General features: G+C 65.8%; 13 protein-coding genes and 2 pseudogenes. 8 read left to right on the forward strand and 7 right to left on the reverse strand.

What is annotated here, in order from left to right; translation table 11 throughout:
• Window positions 1-261 precede the first annotated feature (261 nt).
• The 3 genes from ACWER9_RS07410 (at window position 262) to ACWER9_RS07420 (ending at window position 2,309) form a co-directional block, all read left to right on the forward strand.
• Window positions 262-729 carry a hypothetical protein gene (locus tag ACWER9_RS07410; protein ID WP_452300983.1) on the forward strand — a complete coding sequence of 156 codons (468 nt, stop codon included), beginning with the start codon at window positions 262-264 and terminating at the stop codon, window positions 727-729.
• Window positions 722-1,630, forward strand: a complete 909-nt coding sequence (locus tag ACWER9_RS07415) for an alpha/beta fold hydrolase (RefSeq protein WP_452300984.1) — start codon at window positions 722-724, stop codon at window positions 1,628-1,630. Before ACWER9_RS07410 ends, ACWER9_RS07415 begins: the two co-directional genes overlap by 8 nt.
• Window positions 1,631-1,868: 238 nt before the next feature.
• Complete coding sequence (locus tag ACWER9_RS07420; RefSeq protein WP_452301030.1) at window positions 1,869-2,309, forward strand: ThuA domain-containing protein; 441 nt, start codon at window positions 1,869-1,871, stop codon at window positions 2,307-2,309.
• A gap of 38 nt (window positions 2,310-2,347) precedes the next feature.
• On the opposite strand, the gene ACWER9_RS07425 is transcribed toward ACWER9_RS07420, so the two are convergent.
• Together ACWER9_RS07425 and ACWER9_RS07430 are read right to left on the reverse strand one after the other, a co-directional pair.
• The gene (locus ACWER9_RS07425; RefSeq protein WP_452300985.1) at window positions 2,348-4,432 is read right to left on the reverse strand and encodes an MMPL family transporter; all 2,085 of its coding nucleotides are present in this window, start codon (window positions 4,430-4,432) and stop codon (window positions 2,348-2,350) included.
• A gap of 435 nt (window positions 4,433-4,867) precedes the next feature.
• On the reverse strand, window positions 4,868-7,900 hold the full coding sequence (locus ACWER9_RS07430) for a family 16 glycoside hydrolase (RefSeq protein ID WP_452300986.1): 3,033 nt from the start codon (window positions 7,898-7,900) through the stop codon (window positions 4,868-4,870).
• Window positions 7,901-8,107: 207 nt separating this feature from the next.
• Between ACWER9_RS07430 and ACWER9_RS07435 the strand changes: the two genes are divergently transcribed.
• Window positions 8,108-8,626, forward strand: coding sequence for a zinc ribbon domain-containing protein (locus tag ACWER9_RS07435; protein ID WP_452300987.1), 519 nt, complete (start codon window positions 8,108-8,110; stop codon window positions 8,624-8,626).
• Between the two features lie 279 nt (window positions 8,627-8,905).
• Here the strand turns inward: ACWER9_RS07435 and ACWER9_RS07440 are convergent.
• Window positions 8,906-10,550: pseudogene (locus tag ACWER9_RS07440) on the reverse strand (UvrD-helicase domain-containing protein); the annotation flags it as partial.
• A 566-nt stretch (window positions 10,551-11,116) separates the two neighbouring features.
• Between ACWER9_RS07440 and ACWER9_RS07445 the strand changes: the two are divergent.
• The 4 genes and pseudogenes from ACWER9_RS07445 (at window position 11,117) to ACWER9_RS07460 (ending at window position 18,767) form a co-directional block, all read left to right on the forward strand.
• The gene (locus ACWER9_RS07445; protein ID WP_452300988.1) at window positions 11,117-14,791 is read left to right on the forward strand and encodes an NB-ARC domain-containing protein; all 3,675 of its coding nucleotides are present in this window, start codon (window positions 11,117-11,119) and stop codon (window positions 14,789-14,791) included.
• Window positions 14,792-15,305: 514 nt separating this feature from the next.
• Window positions 15,306-15,686: a hypothetical protein gene (locus ACWER9_RS07450; RefSeq protein ID WP_452300989.1), complete on the forward strand. Its 381-nt coding sequence runs from the start codon at window positions 15,306-15,308 to the stop codon at window positions 15,684-15,686.
• Window positions 15,683-17,293: a caspase, EACC1-associated type gene (locus tag ACWER9_RS07455; RefSeq protein ID WP_452300990.1), complete on the forward strand. Its 1,611-nt coding sequence runs from the start codon at window positions 15,683-15,685 to the stop codon at window positions 17,291-17,293. Before ACWER9_RS07450 ends, ACWER9_RS07455 begins: the two co-directional genes overlap by 4 nt.
• Before the next feature lie 90 nt (window positions 17,294-17,383).
• Window positions 17,384-18,767, forward strand: a pseudogene (locus ACWER9_RS07460) (IS701 family transposase).
• A gap of 123 nt (window positions 18,768-18,890) precedes the next feature.
• On the opposite strand, the gene ACWER9_RS07465 reads toward ACWER9_RS07460, so the two are convergent.
• From ACWER9_RS07465 to ACWER9_RS07480, 4 genes are all read right to left on the reverse strand, one after another.
• Window positions 18,891-21,368 (reverse strand): GIY-YIG nuclease family protein, encoded by a 2,478-nt coding sequence (locus ACWER9_RS07465; RefSeq protein WP_452300991.1) that lies wholly within the window; start codon window positions 21,366-21,368, stop codon window positions 18,891-18,893.
• A 196-nt stretch (window positions 21,369-21,564) separates the two neighbouring features.
• Window positions 21,565-22,773: an McrC family protein gene (locus ACWER9_RS07470; protein WP_452300992.1), complete on the reverse strand. Its 1,209-nt coding sequence runs from the start codon at window positions 22,771-22,773 to the stop codon at window positions 21,565-21,567.
• Complete coding sequence (locus ACWER9_RS07475) at window positions 22,770-24,848, reverse strand: McrB family protein (RefSeq protein ID WP_452300993.1); 2,079 nt, start codon at window positions 24,846-24,848, stop codon at window positions 22,770-22,772. The genes ACWER9_RS07470 and ACWER9_RS07475 overlap by 4 nt, the downstream gene beginning before the upstream one ends.
• Window positions 24,845-26,614, reverse strand: coding sequence for an AIPR family protein (locus ACWER9_RS07480; RefSeq protein ID WP_452300994.1), 1,770 nt, complete (start codon window positions 26,612-26,614; stop codon window positions 24,845-24,847). The genes ACWER9_RS07475 and ACWER9_RS07480 overlap by 4 nt, the downstream gene beginning before the upstream one ends.
• Window positions 26,615-26,650 lie beyond the last annotated feature (36 nt).

A 26,650-nucleotide genomic window follows, 5' to 3' on the forward strand; every position in this document is an offset into this window, starting at 1 on the left:
CCGTCGGCCGAGCCGTTGTCCGACAGCCCCTGCGCGATGGTGACGGCACGTGCGGTGAACCGGGCGACGGCGCTGCGTACAACGTCGACGGCGGCGGTGGGGTCTTCCGCAGTGGTGCGCCGCGTTTTCCTGCGGTCCCCGGAGCGGTAGCGCCGTTGGTGCCCGGGCACCGGTCGACCACACCCGTCGTGCTCACGCCAACGCGCTTGACACACAACGTCAAGTACTTGACGATGGGTGTCAAGTGACGGAGGAGGCGGCATGGCGCCAACCCACGAGGAACTGACCGAGCATCTCATCCGGTTGATCGACATCCGTCTGCTCGACCCACTCGAAATCCTGGTCGGCGGCCACGACCCCGTCGAGCCGCTGCGCGCCGTCATCCGGGAACGGGCCCGATCCTGGGCGACCACGATCGTCAACGGCGACGACCGGGCCGCCGTCGCCGTGATCATGCGCGCGATCTCCACCCTCTACCCGGCGGACGGACCCTTCGACCCACCCATCGACTGGTGGCGCAGTCCTCTGGGCCAGGCCGTCGCCCGACGGGTCGGCCACCCGACCGCCGCATCCGTGTCGTACGCGATGGCTGGCGCCATGCTCGGCATCACCCGCCAGGGCGTCCACGATTTGGTCTCCCGCGACAAACTCGCCCGCCACCCCGAAGGCGGCGTGTGCTCCGCCTCCGTACGCGACCGACTGCTCACGGAAGGAACCCGACGTGCCTGAGACCATCATCGACTCCGACACCGTGCCCATCGCGATCCGCGACTTCGGCGGACCCGGACAACCGCTGCTGCTCCTCCACGGCGCCGGCGGCAACCTCGCCCAGATGACCACCCTCGCCGAGCACCTGCGCCCGACCCACCGGGTGGTCACCGTCGACCTGCGTGGTCACGGCCGGTCCGGAGACGGACCGTGGCGCTGGGACGACGTACTCGCCGACCTGGCCGCCGTCACCGAGCACCTCAGCCTCACCTCCCCAGCGGTGGTCGGCGTCTCCCTCGGCGGCATGCTCGCCACCCTTTGGGCGCAGCGCCACCCGGAGTGCCCCGGCGCCGTCAGCCTCGACGGCAATCCGCCGCTGAACCGCCCGGACCAGCTCACCGGCCTGAATCCGGAGCAGGTCGGAACCGAGCTGGCCAAGCTGCGGGCCGCCTTCGACGGGATGGCCGCGATGCTGGCCGCACCGCTGACCGCCGAACAGGTGGCCGCCATGCTCGCGGGGCAACGGGCCATGGCCCAGCGCTACGGCGCCGCACCCGACGACTGGGCGACGGCCTTCGAACGCAATCTCGTGCCCGGCAACGACGGCCATAGCCGGCTGCGGCCCGCCCCGGACGTCACCCGGCAGCTCCGGGACGCCCTGGACTCCCTCGACCTGATGCCCGCCTACCGCGAGACCCGCTGCCCGCTGCTGCTCGTCCTCGCCACCGAGGACCTGCCCGAACAACAGCCGTTCCACAACCTGTACGAGGCGTATCGCAAGGCCACCACCGAACGGATTGCCACTGTGGACAACCCGTCTCTGCAGGTACGGCACCTCGCTGGCGCCAGCCACGCGATGGTCGCCGAACGCCCACGGGAGCTCGCCACCCTCATCACCGACTTCCTCAGCCCTCACCACTGAGGGCGGCCCGCATGAGGCCGCCAGTCCGCGCGACGACGCTGCACCCACCGCCTCGTTGCCGTTAGCTCGGCGACTAGGTGTGCTGTCCAGGGAGGTTGGTTGAGGTTGTGTGACGACACGGTCTGATGTCGTGGGTAGGTGAAGGCCTCGAGCTGGTGGATCTGCTTGCCCGGCCGGTCGCGCTGGTCACCTATGACGCGGTCGAGTTGGGTCGGCGCGCGGCGGAGTTGCTATTCGACTGGATCAGTGGGAGCACCGTGGCGTCACGCGTGGCAACTACGCCTGGTGGGACAACCTGATCGGCGCGCTGATGTCCGGTCACGCGGATACCGGCTCCAGTCCTGGATTGCCCGGCACCGTACGGGTCGAGGACCAGGTTCACCCTTCCACGAAACACTCGCCGCAGCGGTGGGAGCGTGCGGACGAGTGGTACAACTACTCGGCCAACGTGCGGGGCGAAGCCCATGTCCTCGCCACAAGGACAGCCGGTTGCCGCGGCAACGCCGCCATCACGCCGAAGATTGCCCGCCGCGGCAGCGCCCACGGCTCCGGGCCGGGCAAGCTGCGCTGGGTCGTCGAATGGACCTTTCCCGGCTTCACAGCTTCCGACGTCTCCGCAGCTTCTACGAACACCCCGCCGACATCCACGAAGGCGTGGTCAGCGTCGCCTGCTCGTTGATCTGCCTACGCCAGCTACTCACTCACTGAACTGACGTCTTACAACGCGGGCGTCGCACGGCGACCGGGACGCCACCAGTTCGCCGCGCCGAGGAGGGACATGACAGAGGGCAGCAGCAGTCCACGGACCACGGTGACGTCCAGCAGCACGGCCACAGTCATGCCGACACCGATCTCCTTGACCGCTATCAGTTCGCCGAGAGCGAAGCCGAGGAAGACGATACCCAGCGCCACGGCCGCGGTGGTGACGACCGGACCGGTCGCGGTGATGCCGGCGAGGACCGCCCGGTCGTTGTCGATCCGGCCGTTGGCGGTACGGCGGTCCCACTCCTCCTTGATCCGGGCGAGCAGGAACACCTCGTAGTCCATCGACAGCCCGAAGATGAACACGAAGAGCAGCAGCGGTGTGGTGATGTCCAGAGCCCCCCAGGGTTCGAACCCGAGCAGGGCCGAACCCCATCCCCACTGGAACACGGCGACCAGGACGCCGAGGGTCGCCAGCAGCGTCAGGATGTTCATGCAGATGGCCTTGACCGGTACGACGACCGAGCCGGTCAAGGCGACCAGCAGCAGCCCGGTCGCGACGACGATGACGGCCACCGCGATCGGCAGCCGCGCGGCCGTCGACTCCCGCGCGTCGATGAGCTCGGCAGCGGGCCCCCCGACGAGGAGCGGCACCGACATGTCGAGGTCCCGCAGGTCACGGACCAGGCGTTGGGCCGGTTCGCCGCTCGCCGGGCCGGCCGGGCGCAAGTCCACCACGGTGACGTCGCCCGGCAGGTCCGAGCGCAGGTCGAGCTCCTCCTCGCCGGTGAGGTCGCGCAACTGTTGCAGCAACGCCCGCACCGGCGGCTCGGTGGCACCGGCCTCGATGAGCACGGTGACCGGCTGCGCGGCCCAGGTGGCGAAGTCCCGTTCGACGGCCTCGTACGCCAACCGCTCCTCGCTGGCGGCCGGCAGCGACCGTGCGTCGGAGTTGGCGAGCGTGATCTGGAACAACGGAGACGCCAGCAGAAGCAGGCCGGCGGTCACGGTCAACGCCACCGCGGCGGGACGGCGCTGCGAGAACGCCGCCAGCCGCGCCAGCAGGCCGGGCCGACCCGGCGCCGGGCGACGGGAGCTGCCCGCCGAGGACCGTGTCCGGGCGCCTCGCGGCGGCGGGATACGCCGGTGTGCCAGGGCGATCAGCGCGGGGACCAGGGTCAGCCCGATCACCGTGGCCATGCCGACGACCAGCGCTCCACCCAGCGCCATCGCCGCCAGCAGCGGCTCGGCGAAGACGAAAAGACCAGCCAGTGCCGCACCGACGGTGAGACCGGACACGAGTACGGCACGTCCGGCCGTCGCGGTGGTCGCGGCGAGCAACTCCGCCACCGGTGCCCTAGGGGCCGCCTCGCGTTCCTCCCGGAATCGGGCAAGGATCAGCAGGCTGTAGTCGACGGCGAGGCCGAGACCGAGCAGGGTGACGACGTTGACCGCGTACTCGCTGACCGGCATTGCCTCGGCGAGCCCGCTGAGCGCCAGCAGCGTTGCGGCAACCGCGGCGAGGGCGGCCGCCAGCGGCAGACTGCCTACGATCAGCCCGCCGAGCACGACGGTGAGAACGCCGCAGAGCACCACCAGCGCAATCGACTCGCCGATGGCGGCGTCCTTGACGGCCTGCTCGCCGAAGCTCCGCTCGGCAAGCAGCTCCCCACCGACCAGCACCCTGGGGGCGTCGATGCGGCGCAGTGCGGCGGCCACCTGGTCAGCCACCGCGAGCGCCTCGTCGTCGCTGAGTTGCGGGCGCAGCTCGACGACGACGAGCGAGCTTTGATCATCGGCGGCCACCTGCGAAGATCCTGCGGTGTAGGCATCGGTGACGGACGCAACTCCCGGGATCGCGCGGATGTCGAACATCACCCGCGTGGCGCTGTCCACCAGTGCCGTGGCGTTGAAGTCGCGGCCCGCGATGACCGCCACGATCCGCTCCCCCTGCGGGTCGAGCCGGTCGATGCGCGACTGCGCGACCATGGACTCCGCGTCGGGTCGCAGACTGTCCACCGACTGGGTCCGGTCGTAAACCGCACCTCCGAGCATCGCACCGGCCAGCGTGATCACGCTCCAGCCAGCGAGCACCCACATTCGGTGTATGGCGGTCCATCGGCCGAGCAGTGCAAGCACCGCAGCCTCCTCGGGCCGCAACCGACCTAGCCGCTGCCGTAGCCAATACAACATCAACTGCCCTCGTCCCGCAATGGTTCGCAGGTCCTGCTGTGAGCTGCTGCGACGATCGCCGCCGCGACGCGATCGACGACTTGCTCCATCAGCTGGACGGTCGTTTGGCGCGGTAACCTCGGACGATCGGCGTCAGCGACATCGACGCCGCGCTAGATTTGTGCGCCGAACCCTGACGACCGGTAACACCCGGGCCTCACCGACGTGATCCAGCAGGCGACCGAAGGCCACGTCTACCTCATCACCGCCGCCGACCCGTACTCCGACAACGTGGCCCGGTCCGGCGGACACGCAGGACTCTGGTGCCGCCGCAAGGAACCGGCGGCGACACCAGAGTGTGCGTCAACTCAGCGGTTCGATCCAGATGTTGCGAAAGCGGGGATTCTCGCCGGGGTCGCCGTGGTCTTGCAGGGCTATGGAGCCAGGCGTCGGCCCTTCGGGCTGGCCGTTTCCGGTGGGTCCGTTGATGGCGACGTTGTTGTGGACAACAACGCCGTTCCACACCACCGTGACCCTGGCGTCTTCGAGTTTCGCGCCTGTCGCGCTGAACCGCGCCGCGCGGAACGTAATGTCGAACGTCTGCCATGTGTTGGGCGCGGTGGCCATGTTCCGGTCGGGAGCACGCTTGAGGTAGATGGCTCCGGCCTCGTTGTTGGCCAGTGTCGTGTCACCGTAGGAGTCCAGCACCTGAATCTCGTAGCGTTCCTGGAGGTAGAATCCGCTGTTGCCGCGGGCCTGTCCGGTGACCTCAGGCGGGTAGGCGGGTTGCAGCCACTCGCCGTGCAGCTTGAAGTCGCCGAATTTCGCTCTGGTACGGATGTTTCCGCCAAGCGATTCCATAGATCCGCCGGCCACCGGCCAGGTCGCAGGGCCGCCGTTTGTGTTCTCCCATGCCGCCAGGCCGGTGCCGTCGAACAGGGGGATGCGAGATACCGGAGCGACGACGACGTGGTCGAGGTTGGCGCCGTTGGCGCCCGTCGTGGTCGCACGGATCTTGCTCTGCCCGGCCGGGAGCGTTGTGCTCAGCGATACGGTTCGCCAGGTGGTCCACGCACCCGTCGGCGGGAACGAAAGCGCTGGGCTGACAGTCGTGCCGTTGGCCGCGATGGCCAGAGGCCGGTCGACGGTTCCGCCGTTGGCGTAACGGAATTCCAGCGAATAAGTTCCCGCGCTCGGCGCGTTGACTGTCCATTCGGTGTGTGCGCCGGTGTTGGCGGTCGCCGCGAAGTCGGCGTAACCGGTTCCGCTGTAACCGGAATGTTCGGACCCTGCGGTCGCGCCGCTGAGCGCCGCATACTCGGCTTCGTAGGGGCCACCGGGCAGAGAGTTGAGCGTGTACCAGGCCTCCGTGCTCCACAGGGACTGCCCCGAAGCCGAACTGAACGGCCGTGGCGAGTGCACGTACACCACCCGCCCGGACTTCAAGCCGTTGATCCGCAACGTGACCTTCTTGCCGTCGGCCGAAGGGATGGCCGACGTGACGCTCAGCGTTTCCAAGTCGACCTTTGGGCCGCCATAGCTGGAGGTCGGGGTGTAACGCCATTGCCGGACGGCGTACCGCGACGCCAGCGAGCTCAGCGTTGCGGCCGACAACGGCTGGGTGTATTCGAGTTCGAAGCCACCGGCGACCGCCCGCATCGCCAGGATGTCGAAGGCGTTGCTACTGCTGGGGGTGAGTTTTTGCAGACCGAAGGTGAGCTTGCCCTGCTGACGCCAGTTGCTGCTGGCCTGTCCACCGCCGATGCCGCCCGCGTAGATCGCACCGTCGGGGCCGATGGTGATCCGGCTGATGCCGGCCTCGAGTCCCTGGGTGAAGCGGAAGACCGCACCCTGGTACTCGCCGTTGACCTTCTCCAGATACCCGCGTTGGATCCCGCCATAGGTGACATCACCGAACAGCATCTGGCCGGCGAACAGGCCTTGGGTGAGCATGAGCGGTGTGCTCGGCGAGTTCGCGATCTCGTTGTGCGGCAGCCACAGGACCGGCTGTGTGACCGCGTTCGAGTCGAACGGACCGGCCGGATCGTTGTAGTGGTTGAAAAACCGGCCCGGCTTGAGATGCACCAGCTTGTTGGCCGGTAGCCAGTCGCCCTGGTTGTCGGTGACGAAGATGCCGCCTTCGGGGCCCCACCCTATGCCATTCGGGGTACGCAACCCGCTTGCCGTGTACTCGACCTGTCCGGTCGCCCTGTTGACTTTGATAGCGGTGCCGCGATTGTTGGCGAGCTGCGGTTTGGTAGAGCGTCCGCCAGGAGTGATCTGGACCGACAGGTTGAGGTAGAAGTAGCCGTCCTTGTACAGGAGGCCGATCGCGAACTCGTGGTAGGTCCCGCCGAACGGCCAGGTCGCCACCGTTCGCCTGCTGTCGATGATGTCATCGCCGTTGGCATCGGTCAGCTCGATCAGCCCGTACCGCTCCGCGACGTACAGTTTACCGTCCACATATTTGATTCCCATGGGGTCCTGCAACCCTGTGGCGATCCTCTTCACCGTCACCTGCGCGGCGGAGGTGGTGCCGGTGACGTTGCCCAGGACATAGACCTCGCCAAGCGGCGTGGTGGTGCCGTAGTCGCCGCCCCACGTGGTGATGGCCAGCCTGTTGTCGGGCAGCCAGTCCATCCCGGTGACTTTTGGCTCGAACCCGCTGGGACGCAGATTGGTCAGCGTGTAATTGGGATGCACCGCGTTCAGTGGCAGCCCGTCCCCCGGGCTGTCCACCCCCTCGACGCATTCCTTGGTGCCAGGTGCGGTCACCCGGGTCACTCCGGCTTCGGTGCTCAGCGCCGTGGTCGGCACGAGCGAGAACTGTGTGGATCCCGGTGGCCGCCACTCGAGTCTGAGCGCCTGCCCACTGGTGTTGTCGAAATGTTCGATGCGCAGCTTGTGATAGCCGGCGGACAGGTCGATGGTGCCGTCTTTCGGCGACGCGCCATGAAGGCCGTCGTGGTCGATGACCGTCGTGAACGTGCTGTCCGCGTCGTCATTGTCGACGACGGTGCTTCTGTCGATGCGCAAGCGGGAGCCATCGTCGCTGGTGAGCCGGAACACGTACGAGCCGGCAGTGGTGATGTTGATGTTCGCGACGACCTGGGTGTGGAACCTGTCGGCGACGCCGAAGTCGGCCTGGGTCGACCAGTCGATCACGGGCATCAGCTTGTCGACGTTGGGAGTCTGTCCGGGCTTGAGCGTGCAGAGTCCGGACCGATCGATTCCGAGGTCGTAGGTGCGCAATGTAACCCCGGGGTCCTGCGGTGGGATCGCGGCGTGTGCCTGACCAGGCACCAACAGAAATGGCAGCAATACGCTCAGCCCTAGAACGAGGACTGGCGCCCGGCGCCGCCGGCGGGCGCCCTCTGGGACGGTTTGAAAGCTCATGACAATCCTTCTCGCGCTCGCATCCGCGCAGCAGCGCAAACGCCGGCCCGGATGACGGGGGTGGGATCAGGTGGTTGCCTGACGCAGGGAGGACGCGCGCCGCCGCGTCATCTTCTCAACGGACAGGTTGCTACCGCTTCGGAAACATTCCCGAAGTCGGTTCAGGAAAGCGCTTTCCTATCGGATTACTATATATGAATCATCAGGATGTTTCAATGCCCCGCACGGCCGGCACGGGGCTCCGGTGGTTGCACGTTTCGCCGGCCGGGCAGGGCGTTCGGTGTCGCCCGGGCTGAGCGGGTCCACGAGATCCAACGGTGGACCGCCCCCACCGACTGGGTCATCTCCCGCGAGATCGCGCGCCCTCCGCTGGTCAGCGAAGAAAACTTCGTCGCCATTCAGGCAATCCGCAGCGCACCGACCCCTACCGACGGCGTCCCCCGCCACTATGTGTTGGCCGGAGTGATCTGCTGCGGCGTGTGCGGCCGGATCATGGACTCCCACTGGGTCCACGGCCGACCCGGCTACCGATGCCGAGACGGACACACGAGCACCCGCACCAGGAGCTCCGCCCAACCGACGATCCTCTACATCCGGGAAGACCACCTGCTCGACCGCACCCGACACGACCGCGGGCTACACCGTCGCCATCCCGCACTGCGCAGCCCTGACCCAGGAAAAGCTTGCCGCCTACTTACGCACCAACAACATGATCATTGTGTGTGACCACCACGCGTGGACCATCGAAGCCGAAACCGATCTATCCGCTCACCCCGGCGGGGAGCTTCCTCGCCACGACAGCAAAAATCCCCGCCCAACGGGACGGGGATCACGCAAAACACGAACAACCATCACAGTTCGTGGGGAAATAATGTGTCCGAGGGGCGATCGATACCGCAACCCCACCGGCGCCGTACACAGACGCTGACGCCATAATCGACTACCGCTGGTAGCTGCCCGGCTCGGCCGGGTTTGCAGTGCGGTAGCACCCGATGCAATCAAGAACTATGGGCGCTGGAACACCAGAAGCTCATCGCGAGCACGGGTTGCAGCCACGTACACCAATGACCGGGCCCGCAGCTCAGCGTCCTGCCGCTCGATGGCATCCAGATCGTTGAGCCTGACCTTCTCGGCAGCCGATTGGGACCCCCCATCGGCGAGCACGACCTTGGCGAATTCCATGCCCTTGGCCCTGCGCATGGTCATCACCAGCACCCGACCCTCTCCCGGGCGGTCACGGTCGACTGCCCGTGCGGGCACACCGCGCTCGTTGAGCGCGTTGACGACCCGTTCCCGCTGAAACTTGTCGGCTACGAGAACCGCGATCGTCCCGGGTGTCGCCCCACCATCGCACCACGAGCGGATGCGATCAGCGATCATGTCGAGTTCGGCGACGAGCGACTCGACGGCTTCCACCGCTGGTGCCGGCCCCGAACGCGCCGAGCGGTAGCCGGTAACCTCCGCCCGCTCTTCGAGGTCGACGTAGTCACCGCCGTCGAGTATGGCCATCGCAAAGCGCAGGTTCTGGGCGGTGATGCGGTAGTTAAGGCTGAGCCGCTGCGACCGGCCGACAATCTTGATGCCGTACCGGCCCAGCACCGTACGACTGCCGTAGATGCGCTGGTAGGAGCTCTCGGCGATGAACAGGTCGTCCGCGCCCTCCGCGACCAGGGCGCGCAGCATCTGCCAGTTCATCGGCGACAGGTCCTGACCTTCATCGACGAGCACGTGGTCGGCCTCGCCGCCGCTGGCTGTCAGGTGGGCGGCAGCAACAGCGGCCGCCTCGGCGAAGTCGAGCGTGCCGTCGATGCGACACTGCGCCCGGTAGGCAGCGACCAGCGCCCAGACGCTGCCCCGCTTGGCACGGTCGAGGGCGACCCCGCGGCCGGGCCGGCGTACCCGGCGGTACTCGTTCTCATTCTTCACCTTGTTGGGCAGAACGATCTGCGCGTACTCGGCGCTGAGAAAGGTCTCGTTGACGATCTCCGGGGGCAGCGGGGTCGCCGATGCCTCAATGACGTCCCGCCACCGGCCGGTCGGGGTACGGCCGGTCGGGGTGGATCGGACGTCGCCCAGGACCGCTTGGATGGCATTGGCGATGCCGTCACCGGCGGCACGAATGACAGCGGCGGCCAGCGCGTCAACGCTTGTCACGTACACGCCGGACTGCGTGAGGACCGTAGCCTGCTGAACCGTCGGATCGAGCTAGCCGGGACCGTCGCGCAGCGCGTCTGCCAGGTTCGTGGTGAAGGTCGTCAGAACAATCCGCGCATCCGGGCGTTCGCAGGCCAGCGCACGAGCGCGGTGCAGGAGTACGACCGTCTTGCCGGTTCCGGCGCCCCCCGGAGAGCCGGAAGGGACCCCGGTAGCGACGGACGGCGTAGTGGCGCTGCTCGGGGTGCAGGAACACCCGCCACGAACCGACGTCGCCATTCTCGATGACCCGGCGCAGTTCCTCCTGGCCGTCGATGATGGCGAATTGCGCCTGAGCGGCGGTTTGCTGGAGCGACCGCAACAGGTCGGCGTCGTCGTCACCAGTCTGTTCGGGCGCTTCAAGGTGCAGCCGCTCGACGATGGTGTCGATCGAGTCCTGGGTGGCGAGGTCCACCAGGAGCAGTCCCAACCAGCCGTCGTGGCGTTGAGCGAGCTCACCCGCTCAGCGCGGGCCGGAGCCCGCACGCGCTCCATGTTGCGATAGGTACCTTGAACTGGCGGATGCTGGCCCGTTGCCACGGCCGACGCGAACACTTGGACGCCACCATTTGCGCCATCACCGGCCTGCTGTCGGGCGCACCGACCGAGAACGCCACCAAGCTACTCAAGGCCCTACCAGCCGCACCTCACCCCAATGAAGTGACTGCTGTCCCAACAACCGTGCGACGAGATGGTTAGCACAACCTGACCTGCCTGCTCCATTCGGCGAAACCGTTATTCGTACTAATGAGTCAGCCCACCCGCAGGCCTGCCAAATATCCGATTAGGTGCATAAGCAATAGTTCAGCCAGTAATGAGCCGATATCAGTACAGCTGACTGCCGAATTTGAAGCGCCAACGCCGGTCTGGGGTGCGAGGATTGACGGGATCGGGTATAAAGGATTCTCGTCGGCGACGACCGCGCATAATAACTGCGGGCAAAGCCTTAATCGCTTAAGTCACGGTGATATTTCGGTGGGAAGAAAGCTGCGACCGGGTGCAGGGCGGAGTTCGATCGTTATAGTGTCCGTCGCTGTCAGCCTGTTGACCAGCATCGGTGCCGTCGCGATAAACGCCCTGACTAACGTCGAAACACGCTGGCCCGCCGGCCTGGAAAACATCCGCCGCTATCCGTTCCGATGGACTGTGGGTGTTACTGTGGCAACCGCATTCCTGACGTGGCTGTCACTGAAGATCAGTGCCCATCGTGACCGCAGCCCCGGCGATCCGCTTCCGCCCCTTGCCCCGATACCCGAACGGTGGATCGTGCCTCGAGGCCGGGAGCTGGAGGAGGTCGTCGAGGCGATACGGAGGCGCCGCACCACGAGCGCCGTGGGAATCACGACCGCTCTCCGGGGCGCAGGTGGCTTCGGGAAGACCACGCTCGCCCGAATAGTCTGTGCTGATCACCGTGTCCAGAAGCATTTTGGACGCAAGATTTACATGATCACAATGGGCCGCGACTGTCGCGGCCCCGCGCCAATCGCCGACAAAATTAATGATTTGGTGGAACTGATCACGGGTGAACGACCTGGATTCGCGGACCCTCGCCTGGCCGGACAACACCTGGGCAGGCTCCTAGGCGAGCGCGGTCGCATGTTGGTCGTACTCGATGACGTGTGGGAGGAGGATCAGCTCACGCCCTTTCTGCAGGGCGGCCCGGAAGCCGTACGGCTCGTCACTACCCGATCGCCAGCCGTGCTGCCGGAGAAAGCGATCACGGTCAAAGTCGACCAAATGTCCGAAGACCAGGCCCGGCGCCTTCTAGGGTGGGAAATTCCTGACCTGGCACCAGATGCGGCAGAAGCGTTGCTACGGCACACAGGCCGATGGCCGCTGCTGCTCCGCCTAGTTAATCGAATCCTGCATCGGCACGCCACTCTCGGTCACGACACCATGACTGCGGCGTCGTCAATTCTGGCCCGGCTTAGGGACCATGGGCCTGCTGCTGTCGACGACCTCGGACTCCCGACTGCGTCCATCGACCTGGACGTGCCCGAGCAGCGTGCTCGGGCAGTCCGGGCGACAATCGAGGCAGGAACGACCCTGCTCGGCAACGACGCCGCCGAGCGCCTCGGTGAACTGAGTATCTTCGCAGAGGACGAGCGCTTCGACTTAGAGACGGTTACGCGTCTCTGGACGGCGACCGCAGGCCTGGACGAAATCAGCTCAGCTCATACAGCCGCCGAACTGGCCAACCTGTCGCTGACTACCATCGACCAAGAAGGAGGAAGAAGTTACCTCCAGCTCCACGATGTCGTGCGCGCCTTTCTGAGAGGAAACCTTGGCGAGCAACGGCTCCATGAACTCAACCGAACCTTCCTTGATGCCATGGCGATCACTCTGCCTGAGGAGCAGATGCTGCGGCCGTCCGCCGAGAACCTTCCGGTAACAGCGTGGTGGCGACTTGAGCCATCGGCAGACTATCTGTGGCGGCACCTTGCCTATCACCTCTGCGAGTCAGGTGACATGAATCGGGCTACGGACCTCATCACAGACTTGCGCTGGATCGCCGAGAAACTCGTCCTCGCCGGACCCGTGGCTGTGGCGGTCGACCTGTCGTTGGTGCGGGACCCGCGTTCCCGGGTGCTGAGGCGTGTGCTGCTTCGCAGCGCGAACTTGCTGACCGAAACCGATCCGGCTCGGTCAGTGGTCGCTATCTTCGCCAGCAGACTCCTCGACGAGCGGGGGTGGGGTCCCGAGATTCGTCGACTTCTGGCGCTGGAGGTGACGCCACAGTTGGTCGGTCGCTTTTCGCTCCCAGACGCGCCGCACACATCCTTGTTGAGGGTGATGCCCGGAGGTCACACACAGGTCTTAGCGCTGGCGACAGCCGATCGCGGACGCATCCTGCTGGCTGGTGGCGGCGACGGCACCGTGCGCGCGTGGAGCACCGTTACTGGCCTTCTCACCAGGTCGTACGAGGCGAACCGCGACTGGGTGCGGTCGTTATCCACCTTTGCCGAGGGCCGTTTTGTCGCTGCGGGCGACGACGGCTCTGCCAGCCTTTTCGACGTCACGGATGAGGGGCCAGTCGCGCGAGCGAAATTTGACGGCAGTTGGGTGATGTCGGTGGTGATGGTGGACGAGCACCGGGTGGTGGCGAGTACCCGCGAAGGAGTGACCTACCTCCACGACTTTCGGGACTCCACAAGCAAGGAGTTGCTGTCAGATTTCCTCGACCCGGTCCTCTCGGGTTGTCTTCTTAAGGGAGGCTGGGATGTGGCCCTCGGTTCGAGTGCCGGACGGGTCCACTTAGTGGACCTAGCAAGCAGTAAGGTCAGGACACTCGATCTCGGCACAGGGCAACCGGTCCTCGGATTAGTTGCCGACCCTAGCGAGGGCTTCATCGCGAGCGCGGGAGGCCAGTTTTACATCTGGCATGACGGTGACTTCTCAGACACCTTCAGCATAGACAACCCTGGTGTGATCTCAGCTCTGTCCATGTCAATGATCGGTGAGTGGCTAGCGTGGGGTACGGAGTACGGCGCAATCGAGGTCCAGGACCGTAACTCTGGCCACAGGACGTCTTTTAACGGCCACCAGGCCCGCGTTACCGCGATCGTTAGTGGACCCGACGGTGAGTGGATAGCTAGCGCCAGCGAGGATGGTGCCATCCGAATCTGGGACCCAGCCGTCGACGTCGCTGAGGACGCGCTGTCGGCTGGGCTCCAAGGTCGGCTGCGATCGCTGACCGTCATCGGCGACGACGACTCGGAGGTTGCTGCAGTAGGCGATGGCGTAGTCCGTACATGGAACACCCGGACCGGTGCATCGACTGATGCAACACGCCCTCTGCGCTTCGACTCCAATGGAGGGAGATTGTGGCGCAACATCGTCCCGGGATCAGGACGGCGCTGGATCGGAGTCGTCCGCGCCGATGGCAGTATCGTAATCCGCGATGCCACCAAAGGCGTTACGCTCTGCACACTGAACACGCTAATGGCCGATCCCGTTACGGTCGCTGCTTCTCATGGGGCTTGGCTGGCCTCGACCACGGCGGACGGAATCAAGGTATGGGAAGCGGAGACCGACGAGCGGTATTCCCTGCCAACATCCCTAGGCACGAAGTCGATCGTGCGAGCCTTGGCCGCGGCACCGGACGGCTCCTGGCTGGCCTCTAGCGTCGAACGAGGCATCGAAGTCTTCACCCGCACTGCCAACGGGGTGAACCGTCGGCTTACCCTCAGCCGACTGTGGCAAGCGGGAGACGAACTCACCAACGATCGGATTATCCATCTCGACGCCGCACCTGACAGCACTTGGTTGGCCGCACACACCGCCAGCGGTGCTGTCTTAGTCTTCACGATGCCCGCCGCAATCCTCTGGCACTCCGTGCTTCCGCCGGGACGCGCATCCGTGTTGCAAGCAGCTCAGGGCGGGGCCGGAATCGTGGTGGGCTGCCGGGACGGTGGCCTGCTGGTCCTAGAAACACAGACTGGGGTAGCTCGGGCCGCAGGGATCAGTCACCGTGACGCCATCCTTAGCATTGCAAGCTCGCCCCGAGGCGATCGGTTGGCAACTGTGAGCGCTGATCGAACTGTGCGGCTTTGGCAAGTCGATTCGGCCACAATCCGGTGTCTGGCAATGCTCCGAACTGAGGCAGATATCTCGGAGGTCGTCTGGTTGCCGGATGATTCCGGCATAGCCGTCACCGGTGTTCGGGGCCTATACCTATTGGATTTCCACAATCTTTAACGACCTCGTCTAAGGAGCGAATCCTTGGGCCTTGACGATCGTGATGTTGATCATGGATGGAGCGATGGTCATGAGGCGTACCGCAGGCAAGGGGTTCGTGCCGGTGGGGCGATCGATACCACAACCCAACCGTCGCCATGGTCGGCAACGGACCGCTTCCGCCGAGCACTGCCACCTGCAGCAACATAGCGTTCGGCAGGCCCGGTCAGGGGGCGATGCCGAGCAGTTCTACTCCGTAGTCGAGCAGGCGCTGGGCCCTGCCGGTCGCTCGTCTCCTGACGACGAGCGGGGGCCCGTTCTTACACCAAGACTCTTCTCGGTTTAGGCGGCGGGAGTGCTCGGTACCGCGGCCACCAGACAGCGGTCTGCCAATGATCAACCGTAGCCGGGTGGCGATAGCCCTTTGTCCAACTGAGGCCAAATCGATCTACGACAGCGCCGAACCCCTGTTGACTTCGGTAATATGCATCGGCACGTCTTTCGCAGCAGGCCGTACGTGGGAGGAGAGGCATGAATGGGTGATCTGGCAGTACTGGGTGTCCGGGTGAGCGGCATCGGGTACACACCATCCGAGGTAGCGGCCATGTCGCGGCAGCTCCAGTCGGAACTGCTCGGCCTGGCTGTCAACGAGGTGTCTCCAGCTGTCGCCGGCTCCCTACCAGACGGCGCGAAGGCTTTGGAGTTGGTCGCGGTCGGCGCACTCGTCGTCTCGATGGCTCCCGAACTGGTGACTCCGGTTGTCGACGTTCTGGCCTCCTGGTTGCGTCGACAACCGGCAGAGATCGAAGTGGAGATCGATGGCCAGCGGCTGCGCGGAGTCGTAACTCGCCGGCAGCGCGAGGCCCTAGTCTCGGCGTATCTAGAAAAGGTGGCGTCGGGGACCCCGCAGCCGTGAGTCGATCTCGGCGGGCGCTCCTGCTGGGCTGCGCCGCATACGCCCATCCTGGATTTGCAGCGCTGCCGGCGGCTCATCATGACGTCCGGGTGCTAGGCGAGGTACTCGCCGACCCCAGGGGCTCGGCTTACACGGTGACCATGCGGGTCGACTGTACGGCCAACGAGGCCCAGAGGGCGATCGAGGAGTTCCTCGGCAAGGCGAAGCCGGACGACATCAACTTGCTTTACTTGTCCTGCCACGGCCACCAGAATATCCGCGGCGACCTGCACTTCGTCTTCGCTGATACTCATCCGGATCTGCTCGGATCTACATCTGTGTCTGCCGAATGGGTACGTGGGCAACTCGCCGCGAGCCGAGCCAGGAGCACAGTCGTACTGATTGACTGCTGTTTCAGCGGCGCATTCATCCGTGGCATGCGAGCCCGGTCTTCAGACATCAACGTCCGCACCCTCCTGCGGGACCTACCACAGGGTAGCGGCGTGGCGGTCATCACGGCGTCCGGCGACACCGAACTCAGCTTCGAAGATCTCAGCGATTCCGGCATGGGGCGTGAGCAGCCGTCGTACTTCACCGAGGCAGTCGCCACTGGCATTAGAACCGGCGCCGCCGACTTCGACGGCGATGGGCTGATCACCGTCACCGAACTGTACGAGTACGTCTATCACCGCATCGTGTCGGGTCCATCGCCGCAACGCCCGCGCCGGCTTGGCTTCGGTGAGGGCGAACTCATCGTCGCCGTGGTTACGCCAACCGCGCCCACGCCACTCCCCCTGCCAGCCACTCTTCTCCCGTCGACACCCCGGCATCGTCCATCTGCTAAGGACGATCGCACCCCCGAAACGCATCGATTCGTGCAGACGGCCGTGCCGCTGCATGGCAAGGGTCTACTCGGGTCCGTACAGTTCGATGGTGAGTGGATTACTGTGCGCTGGCGCGGATTCGGGCCGGCCCTTAAGAAAGACCAACAGATCCATCTCAGCCAGGTCACGGAACTTGCGATGCGACCCGGGACGGTCTTCTTCCACGGGTACCTCCAAGTCGTACACCAGGGCCGACCGCCGGCGCCAGTGCGATGGGGTGGCCGATTCGGCGGAAGACCCCCGCTGGGTGACCCCGACTCGATGCCATTCTCACTACGCCAGAACGATGCCTTCACCGCTCTGCACGACGCGATTCAGATTGCTCGGCAGAGCCTGGGCGTTCTCGTCCCTAGACCGGACACGGCGGAAGTCACGGCCACAAGGTCGAGCCACCACCAGTACGCCCTCGAAAGCAATGCTCCAACCCGCATTGAAAGGCCCGCCGGAGTCAAGTGGGAACGGACCCGACGGACGTTGCTCTTGGTGGCGATCATCGTCTTCCTCGTAGGCGAGGTCGGCGCGATCGGCGCCACGGTCACGAACGGCTACCCCGATTGGGGCAGCACGATCGTCGGCAACGTCGGCTGCCTAGCCCCGTTGATCTTTCTGTTCTGGGCCCTAGTGCGAGACCTACGTCGTCGACGCGCTCCAGTCTCCTACCCCGTCGCACCGGTGGGACACCGGGCAAGCATGGGACCGGGTGTCAGCGTCCCAGAGCAAAAGGCCTCTCTCGTAGCCGAGTGACCCTTCGATTGTCGGCGCCTAGTAGTGCTTTGTTAGGTTATTCCGGTGTGTCGCTTGTAGGGCTGTTTGGGTTGTGTTTGGCTCCCGCCTGTGGACGAGCGAGGACTCGCACGGGTGCGGACGCGGTTGGAGGACTTCGCGGCCGGGCTGTTCGCGGGGTTGCCGCGGTCGGATCAGCGGGCGACCGGGTTGCGGTATCTGCGAGGGCTGATGCTGGACGGTCGGCGCAAATCGATGCAGCCGATGGCGCAGCGCCTCGGGGTGGATCACCACCAGTTGCAGCAGTTCCTGACCTCATCGACCTGGGATGTCGCCGGTGTGCGGCGGCGGCTGGCGAAGACCGCTGTTGACCTGGTGTGCCCGCAGGTGTGGGTGGTGGACGACACCGGGTTCCCCAAGGACGGCAAAGCCTCGGCGTGCGTGGCCCGGCAGTATTCCGGCACTCTCGGTCGCGAACTGCCAGATCGCCGTGAGCGTTCACGCCGCGACTGACAACGCGTCGGCGGTGCTGGACTGGCGGCTGTTCGTGCCTGAGTCCTGGGACGAGACCTGCGCCGCGGACACTGACGGAAAGATCACCAACCCGCACGCCCGCAGGTTGCGCCAGCAACCCGTGACCCGTGACCAGGCCGGAGCGAAGAAGCCACACACGCGCCTACGGCCGCCACCCGCCGAGCGGATCGACCAGATCCTGCGGCGACGGTCAGCCTCAAAGCTGCCTGACGAGCAGCGGTACCGGCCAAAGTGGATGATGGCCTTGGAGATGCTCGACGAGTTGGCCGGGTGGGGCCTGCGTCCACCGTTGCTGACCGCCGACGCCGGCCATGGGCAGGTCGCCGAGTTCCGCCAGGGCTTGACCGAACGCGGCATCGGCTACATCGTGGCGACCACCTCGTCGACCACCGCCCAACCCGGCGACGCTCAACCCGGCGAGGTCCCCTACGCCAGGGTCGGTATGCACCCGAAACCGAGATACCCACAACCCGCCCGCAGCCTCAAAGATCTCGCCCTCGCTCACGGCGCCCACCGCGCCCGGCACGTGCGCTGGCGCGACCGGATCGCCACCGCCGATCGCGCCCCCGGCCAGCCCACCCGCGACCTTGCCGGACACTTCATCGCCCTACGGATCCGGCCCGCAGGCCGCGCCATCCAACGCGCACCACACCGGGGTGAGGACGGCGTCCTGCCCGAATGCTGGTTGCTCGTGCAATGGCCACCCGGCCAGGACGAACCCACCGACTATTGGCTATCAGACCTGCCCGCCGACACACCACTTACCGAACTGATCCGCCTGGCCAAAAGCCGCTGGCGCATCGAGCACGACTACCGCGAACTCAAGACCGCCCTCGGGCTCGACCACTTCGAAGGCCGCTCCTGGATTGGCTGGCACCGCCACGTCACCCTCACCGCAGCCGCCCAACTGTTCCTCACCCAGTTACGGCTCGCAGACCCAAAAGCAACAGGGCAGACCTGAGCCTCTACGCCGTCCTGCGCGAACTGCAATACCAACTCGCGACCTGGCTCGAATTCTGCCCACTCTGCCACCAACTGGTACCAACCTAACAAAGCACTACTAGGCCGTGGGGATGCGTGGCGATCAATTTTGTCGGCGCAGTTGGGGCAGCCAGTCCTCTGGCCGGCTCGCGCGGGTGGCGGCCGTCGCCCAGCCGTCCGCCGGATCGGGATTTCGCGGGGCCCACGTCCGCGGGGTGTCCAGCGTGAGCACCTCCAGGAAGCGTGCGGCAGCGGCGGGACCCACCGGCCGCAGGACGTAGTTGAGCAGTAACGGAAAGCCTGTCTCCGCATCGAACTGCAGGTCCCAGGTGCGGCAGACGACCTGGCAGAAGTCGTGGATCTCGAAGACCACGTGGGCGTGATCAGAGAGCCAGCTGAGCCGGTCCCCGGCTACCAGGCGGTCCCGGCCGACCAGGTGGCCGTTAGGTGCGCTGCCGTCGCGGTTGAGGTAAGGCAGCAAGTCCTCCTCGGCCCCTTCGTCGCCGTCGCTCAGGCCGCGGACCATTCCGGGATCGTCGGTGACGTGCAGTTCGAGCAGGTCCCCGTCAGCGAGCGCCTGCCAAATGTCGATCGCCTCGGCGGACGGCGCCATGAGGCTCGGGTACGCCGTGACGACGAACGTCTGGCCGGCCTTTAGCGGCAATGTGATCCGGTCACCAGCGCGTAACCGGTGCACCACAGGCATCGGTTCCCAGCTAGCGATCCCGGTCACCCGCTGCTGGCAGAAGCGGATTGCCTCCTCGGCCATCGCCTGGTCGACGCGGAAGAATTCGCGGTCGGGGGCGACCCGCTGGGCGTCGAGCAGCCGGTGAACCGCCTGCTCGACCTCGTAGGCGCGCATGGTCAGGGCGCGGTAGGTCACCTCGAAGGGGAAGGGCACCGGGGTGCTGAACAGCTCGTCGGCACGGTCCTCGGGGAGCCGGCGGGAAAAGCCGATCTTGAGCATGTCGGGGATGGCGGGAGTCCGCAGTATGTAGACGAACCCGCTCTCCGACTCCGGTGCCGCCTTGCCTCGGCGGGGTCGTGCCAGTGGCGTCGGTGGGTCGGTGGTCTCCAGCACGACCTCCCCGGCGGGTCCTGCCGACCTGGTGACCAGTATCGCGCGGTCGGCAGACCAGGGGTCGAGGCTCGCGGCACTGTCGGCGGCTTGCCGCAGCGCCTCACCAAGCGTCGAGGCCCCGTGGCCGTCGGCATCCACCTCAGGGCTGCCAGGGAGGTCGTCGAGCGCAAGCGAGGCGATCTCGGTCAGCAGTTGCGCGAGTTCGTCTGCGGCCGTGACGCGCAGCGTGCCCAAGTGAGTGTCCTCCTCGATGTCGGAGGTCGCGACCAAGTCGATGCAGATGTCGCCCCGTCGGCCTATTAGGAGGAGTTCGCCGGCGTGGGCCGGGTTGGTGAGGTCGAATGCGAAGTGGGCGCGCAGGCCGGGTGAGCCGCTGCGTGGTCGGCGACAGATCAGCTCCAACCGGTCCGGCCGGGCAGGGGCGCGGGTCAGACCGAGGAGTCGGGTCCCCTCGGCCAGGGCAGCGGTGGCTGCCTCCACCTGGTCGTCACCGCGTACATGGATCCGCCACCAGGGCAGCGGACCGCGTAGGCCGTGTGTCGCGTCCGACCCGTCCGTCCAGGAACTGACCATTGGGGTGCACGACCAGCGCAGCAGCTCCGCGAGGCACCCGTCCTGGAAGCGTTCCTCGTCGGTGCGATCGCGTAACAAATCGCGCTCCAGTGTGGCGAGGCCCTTGACCGCTTCGCGGACCCGCTTCCGCTGCCCCTCGATGATCTCCATGACCCGGGACGTGATCATCCTCAGGTTCACATCGGGCGAGTCCTTGAGACGGCGCAGGAACCGCAGCGCTTGCTCGGCGCGAATCCGGTCCATCCCGATGGTGAGTAGGTGCCGGGCCTTCGAGGCGTCCCTGATGAACGGGTCCGTCCAGCGTTCGAGCGCCTGCTCGCTCTCGGCGTCTCCGCGCCACGCGATCGCAGCGCAGGTCCGCACCCGGACGTCCGGCTCGGCCTCTAGCGTCGCCCAAATGTTCGCGTACGCCTCCAGCGGGCTCGGCGAGCGCGACAGGCAGTCCTCGAGCCAGGCCCGATCCCGAACACCCCACAGCCGGGCGAGTTCCCGCTTGACCCGGCCACGCGGGACCGATCCGAGGCGCCGCTCTGACCAGAGCTCCAGCAGGAGTTGATAGGTGCTCTCCGGGCTCCACGCGCGCAGCCCGCAGCCGAGCAGCCAAACCGAGTCGCCCATCCCGGTAGAAGCCAACTGCCGCCGGACCATCCCGACCAGGCCACTCAACAGCTCTGGCTCGACGCTTGGCTCGGCGAGAACACCGCTGTCCGCGAGCAGCCTTACGATGTCAGCGGTTGAGCGGCCAGCGGAAACGAGGGCGGCGACACGCGCCACGAGTAGGGCCCGGACCATGTCGATGTCGCCCAGCCCAGGAACGATCCCCGCCAGATCGAGCGCCGGATGCTCCGCCATCTGCCCGACCAGGCCCCCACAAATCGCCGTGATCCACTGTTCGCGTTCCTCGGCGGGGTCATCCCTCATCGACATAGTTCGAGTGTCCACCGTGCACATAGGGCAGGCTCCGGCGGGTAGCTGGGATTCCCGGTGCGAACGACGACCCCTGGCTACCACAGCCGGCGGCCGAGTCGAAGATCCGCTACCCGGATTACCCCTTCAGGGCCGCATGACGAGGCACTAGCCTTGGCCGGCGCGTGACGTGCTGGTGGCTGAAGCTGTGTCAGCACTATTTGGCTGCGAACTCGGTTGCAATCTCGTTGATTCGATTCAACAAGGAGTCCGATGGGCCGGCGAGATCGAGGGAATGTTGTACGACGGTGATCCCGTGCTCGGTGTGTAAATGGTGTTCCACAGCGTCTGCTTCGCCCGCGGCGTAAATCAGGTGTCCACGTTGCAGGTTCAGCCGGGTGCAGTAGGCGAGCATCTGGTAGATGTCCGCGTTGTCCGCCGACCGCTTGTACTTGGCGTCGATCACGCCAACTGGCGTTTCCCTGCCCAGTTCGTCCGGCCGGTAGTAGACGAGATCGGGCTTGAGTTTGATCCGCCGGGCGTGGTCGAGGAAGAAGCGGGGGTCCTGAGGCTGGCAACGCCCGCCGAAGGGGCGGAGCGCGTCAGCCATGGCGATGGTGACGAAGTCCTCGAATACCTGCCACATGGTCACGAGTAGTCCGTCCACGGCGATCCGGCGACCGGTGTCGTCGAACTCGAAAGAGCCGCCGCGCAAGATGAGCTCTGCCAGTCCCAGTGCGGTGTGATAGCGGCTGTTGAGCCGGTTCGGCGACCAGGGCGGCAGCGGACGGCCGGGGACGAGCCGGCGAACGCCTGGCAGCCGAAGGCCGATGCGGCGCAGAGGACTGATCACGGGAGATGGCAGTCCGGTGAGACGCAGTAGCCGGTCGGCGGCACTCAGCAGAAGCTGGTTCTCCGTGATGTCGACGCTGTAGTCGTCGAAACGGACCTCGATTGGTGGCATGAGTCCGAACCGTCTCCGGATCTGATCCGTGTGTCGAATCCTGCCCCGCACCACTGAAAGCGTGTCCTCCTCCGAGATGTAGCCCAAAAGCACACCCGGCCGCAGCGCGCGTTCCGCAGCGCGGCCGAACGCGTACGCAACCGCCGGCAGCAGATCGGGATAGGCGCTGGCATCCACCTCCTCCTGACGCCATGAGGTTCCGCGCCGGCCATAGCCGATCAGGAACAGCAGGCGATCGATCGCCACCTTCGGGCGGATACTGACCGTCACGGCTTCGGCTCCGGCGCCGACACGAGCCGTCCCAACGCGCGCGTTGTCGCGTACGAGCCATAGCCCCGTCCGTGGACCTGGCGTCACCTGAACGATCTTGGTACTTGCCAGCAATGACGCCTGATTGCCCGCGAGTTCGACCTCGACCTGGCCTCCGCCCTCGACGAGAAAGATTGGGGAAGCGCCGGTCACGGGTTGCGCTCGACCGTGGCACGCACCGCGTCGAGGCCGTACGTCCCGGCAACGTCGGTGCCGTCACCGTAATGATGTTCTTCCAGCAAAGGCAGGATTTGGGTACGCCAGGTTCGGGCGAGGCCAGCCGGATCGTCGTGTACCGCTCGACGCATCAGGTAGGAAGGGCCGATGCGGTAGTCGCGCTCGGCAATCCGTGCGTTCAGCTCTGCCAGCAGCGAGGCAGCAGTCAGTGGAAGTCCCTCCTTCACCAACCAGCGGCCCAGTAGCGAGATGATCGGTTCTTCGCCGGGGTGCAACTCGACGAACGCGAACCGGCGCCGCATCGCCGTATCGATCAAGGCGATCGACCGGTCTGCGGTGTTCATGGTCCCAAGGATCAGCAGGTTCGCGGGCAGCGTGAACCCGCGTCCCTCGTCGGATCCGTAGAGCAGGTTGACGGATCGTTTGCGGTACTCCAGCAGGAAGTACAGCTCTCCGAAGACTTTCGCCAGGTTGGCCCGGTTGATCTCGTCGATGATCAGGACGAACGGTTCGTCGGGCCGAGCACGCGCCGCTTCGGCAAGCCGCCGCAGCGGGCCGCGGTGCAACTCGAAACCCACCCCTTCGCCGTTGCCCTCCAACCGAGGACGGATGCCCTCGAAGAAGTCTTCGTAGCTGTAGGCCGGGTGGAACTGGACCAGCTGAGTGTTCTCCGGCTTCGCGCCGGTGAGGTGCTCGGCCAACCTCTGTGCCAGATAGGTCTTGCCGGTGCCCGGAGGCCCAAAGAAGATCAGTTGCGGGCGGTCCCGAAGCAGCGCCAGGCATTCGGCCAGCCAACCCTGGTCCATCAACACCGATTCGGCGAACTCGTCGGTGACGTCCGGCAGGGAGAAATCGCGGGCCGTGACCGGCTGCTCGGGCTCCTCACCGAGCATGGCCTCCAGATCACCGAGGAACTCGGTGAGCTCGATGACCTCGGCATCCGGGTTGCTAACCCGGGCAGCGACCTCATCCGGCAGGTCGAGGAACGCCACCGGCGCCGACACGTTGCGCCAATTGACCGTACGCTGCAGGTTCGCTCGCTGGCCGACACTGGTGACGAAGGCTGGCTGGCCGGTCAACTCGCCTAGGAAGTACTCGTTGCCCGAGTTGCTGACCACGATGTCGCCGTGTCGCATCCGGGTCAGGAAGGCGTGGTATTCGGTGGTGAGTTTGGCGCGTTCCGCCGCGCTGGCATGCCCGTACCCGCGGCTGATCGCGGCTTTGACCTGTTCGGTGCTCACCCCTGCGGGCAGTTCGGGTAGCCGGGAGGCAGGTAGTGAGCACAAGCCCTGGGGAAGCCAGAGGGAACGCAGCAGGTTCTCGCCCTGAACGTTGGCGCCGCGGATCAACCAGGCTCGCCGGCCAGGCTCGTCAGTCCCGACGAACAGTGCCAGATCTTCGGCCAGGACACGTCGCGACGGGTGGGCCTGTCCGAACATGTAGGTCATGCCGTCGTCGCCGTTGAGAAGCTGCTCCCAATGGCGCCGCTCCTCCTCGTCGAGCGCAAGGATCTCAGGCAGGCCGCCGTCTGGGTCGAGCACCCGGTGCCAGCCGTCCGGCCGGGGTCCTTGGAGCCACCGGATCAGCATGGAGGCGTCGAGTCCGGCCTGCCGGGCCAGATCCGGTGCCGCGATCCAACTGCCTTCCGGTACGCCGATCAGCATGTCAACGACCTGGTCGGATCCGGCCCGTTGCCGCTTCCACTCGCGGTATCCGAAGCGAGCCTGCTGGAAGAACTCATCGGGGTCCAGGTAGTCGCGTAGGGCAGCGCGGCCGACCGGGGACAGGCCCCAGAGGTGCTCTTCGTTATAGATCCATCCGGCGTGCCGGGCATTGATGCTGATGTAGCGGAAGTGCTGGTGTACCGACGTGGTGCCGGTGTGGGCCGCCTCGAAGGCGGTGTCGAGTCCTGGCGCCTGTTCGATCACCCTGTTCCACAGGTCACGGGCCCGCATCCCGCCCCGATGACCGGCGAGCACTTGAGCCGCCGTATGCAGCATCCGGGCCGAAACCTGCTGGACCGGAGCGGCTTCTAGGTCGTCCGTGGTCATGGCCCAACCACCCGGACTGCATCCCGGAACGCGGCAAGGGCATCGTCCTGGCTTTCGATGTCAGGTGTGACCTGTTCGCGAAAGTACACCAATTTTTCGCGTACGGTGTCCGACTGGCGCAGCGCACGAGGATCGTCCAGGAGACCGCCCAGACAGACCTCGAGCCTTGGGCCGACCGCCTCCACGAAGGGCAGCCAAATGTTACTTGCCTGGTCAAGGCCTCCGCCGGTCAGGCGGATCCGCAGCTTGTCGTCGGGGCACCTGGGCAGGATCACGGGTAGCGAGGCCGCGAGCGCCGCGACGAGAAGCCAGGTGGAGTTCTGGCGCGCGAAGAATTCCTGTTGTGCCGCCAATTTTCTGGGCTCGCCCTTGAGTACCTCACGCCTCCGATCGCCGGCCCTGGCGAGCCCGCCACAGAGCAACAGGTGCGCTGCGGTGGTCCGCCCGTTGAAATACCGGCGATAGGTGTCGCGAACGGTCCAGATGGTCCCCGGCTCACGGGCGGTACCGGGGTCGCCGTGAAACGAGGCCACCGCTTGCGCCACGTAGGTCGCGGACAGCCCATCGCTCGGCGTCCGGCGGATCCCGTCGGTCTCGGTGCTTCGCCGGCCGCCGGTGTAGCCGACGACGCCCAGATTCTCGAACTCCTTGACCAGGCGCCGCTGCACGTGATCGTTACTGCGGAAGTCAGCGGGCACGGTGGCGTTCTGCCGGTTCGTGTACTTGATGACCTTCTGAATGATCGCCGGATCGGCACACTGGATGAACCGGATGAGCACCCGGGCCTCGTCGAGTGCCCCCAGTTGGGACGCACGGTGCAGAGCGCCGGTGGTCTGCGCACCATTCACGATGGACAGGCCCTCGACGACGAGCTCACCCCCGTCGGGGTAGACCTTGTTGACCAGCGCCGTGATGCCGTTGTTGTAAATCCAGAAATTGCCTGGCTCGGTCCGTAGAGTCTCCCGGATGCCGTTGTTGATGTTGAAGGCGCTGCTGACCTTGCCGAGGTAGCCGCGGACGTTCCCCGAGAACAGGTTGTTCTCGTGTGCCCAGAACTGCCCTTTGAGCCACTCCATTGACACGGTCGCCAGGTATCCCGTCCACACCGGGCGGTCACGGGAGGGCGTGTTCTCGACAAGCCAATTCTCGACGGGAACTCGGATCGGCTCGGTGACCAGGATCGGGGTTTGCAAGCTGCGGAACCAGTCGGCCAGCACCTTCCGGGAGATCTGGTGGGCAACCACTTCGACCTCTTCCGCCTCCTGCGGATTCCGTACCTGGACCGCATTGCGTGCGATGTCCTGCGCGTCCTTCAGCACCTCCTCCAGGTCGGCCTGCTGGTCGCGGTTGTGGACGAACCAGATCTCGATCCGCCGGATCACGCCGTCGTCCAAGGCTGCACGCACATTCTGGATGGCGGCGATCAGAGGTGCCGGCAGCCCAATTGTCTCGGCCGTGAAGACTCGGTTCACGGCCTGGTTGAGGTCGCGGACCTTGCGCTGCTCAACAGTCAGTCGCGTGGTGCTGGTGGCCTCGTAGCCCTGCGCCACCACGATCAAGCCCTGTGCCCGGTCCACGTGGACGAAGTCGCAAGAACGGTCGCCGGGCTGATCCGTCAAGGAGCTCCGGGCGAGGTCGTGAACGTCCTCCGGGCCCAGCATCAGCTCGGCGGCGAACATCAGCCGTTTGTTGCTCCTGTAACGGTCGAGGTCCGTACGCTGGGCGAGAACCTGCTCCATTGTCTCCTCGACGTTCGGCTGCGACACGTCCCACCTCCGCTGCGTTGGCACCTTAGGCAGGAT

The organism is Micromonospora sp. NPDC003944 (assembly GCF_053605225.1).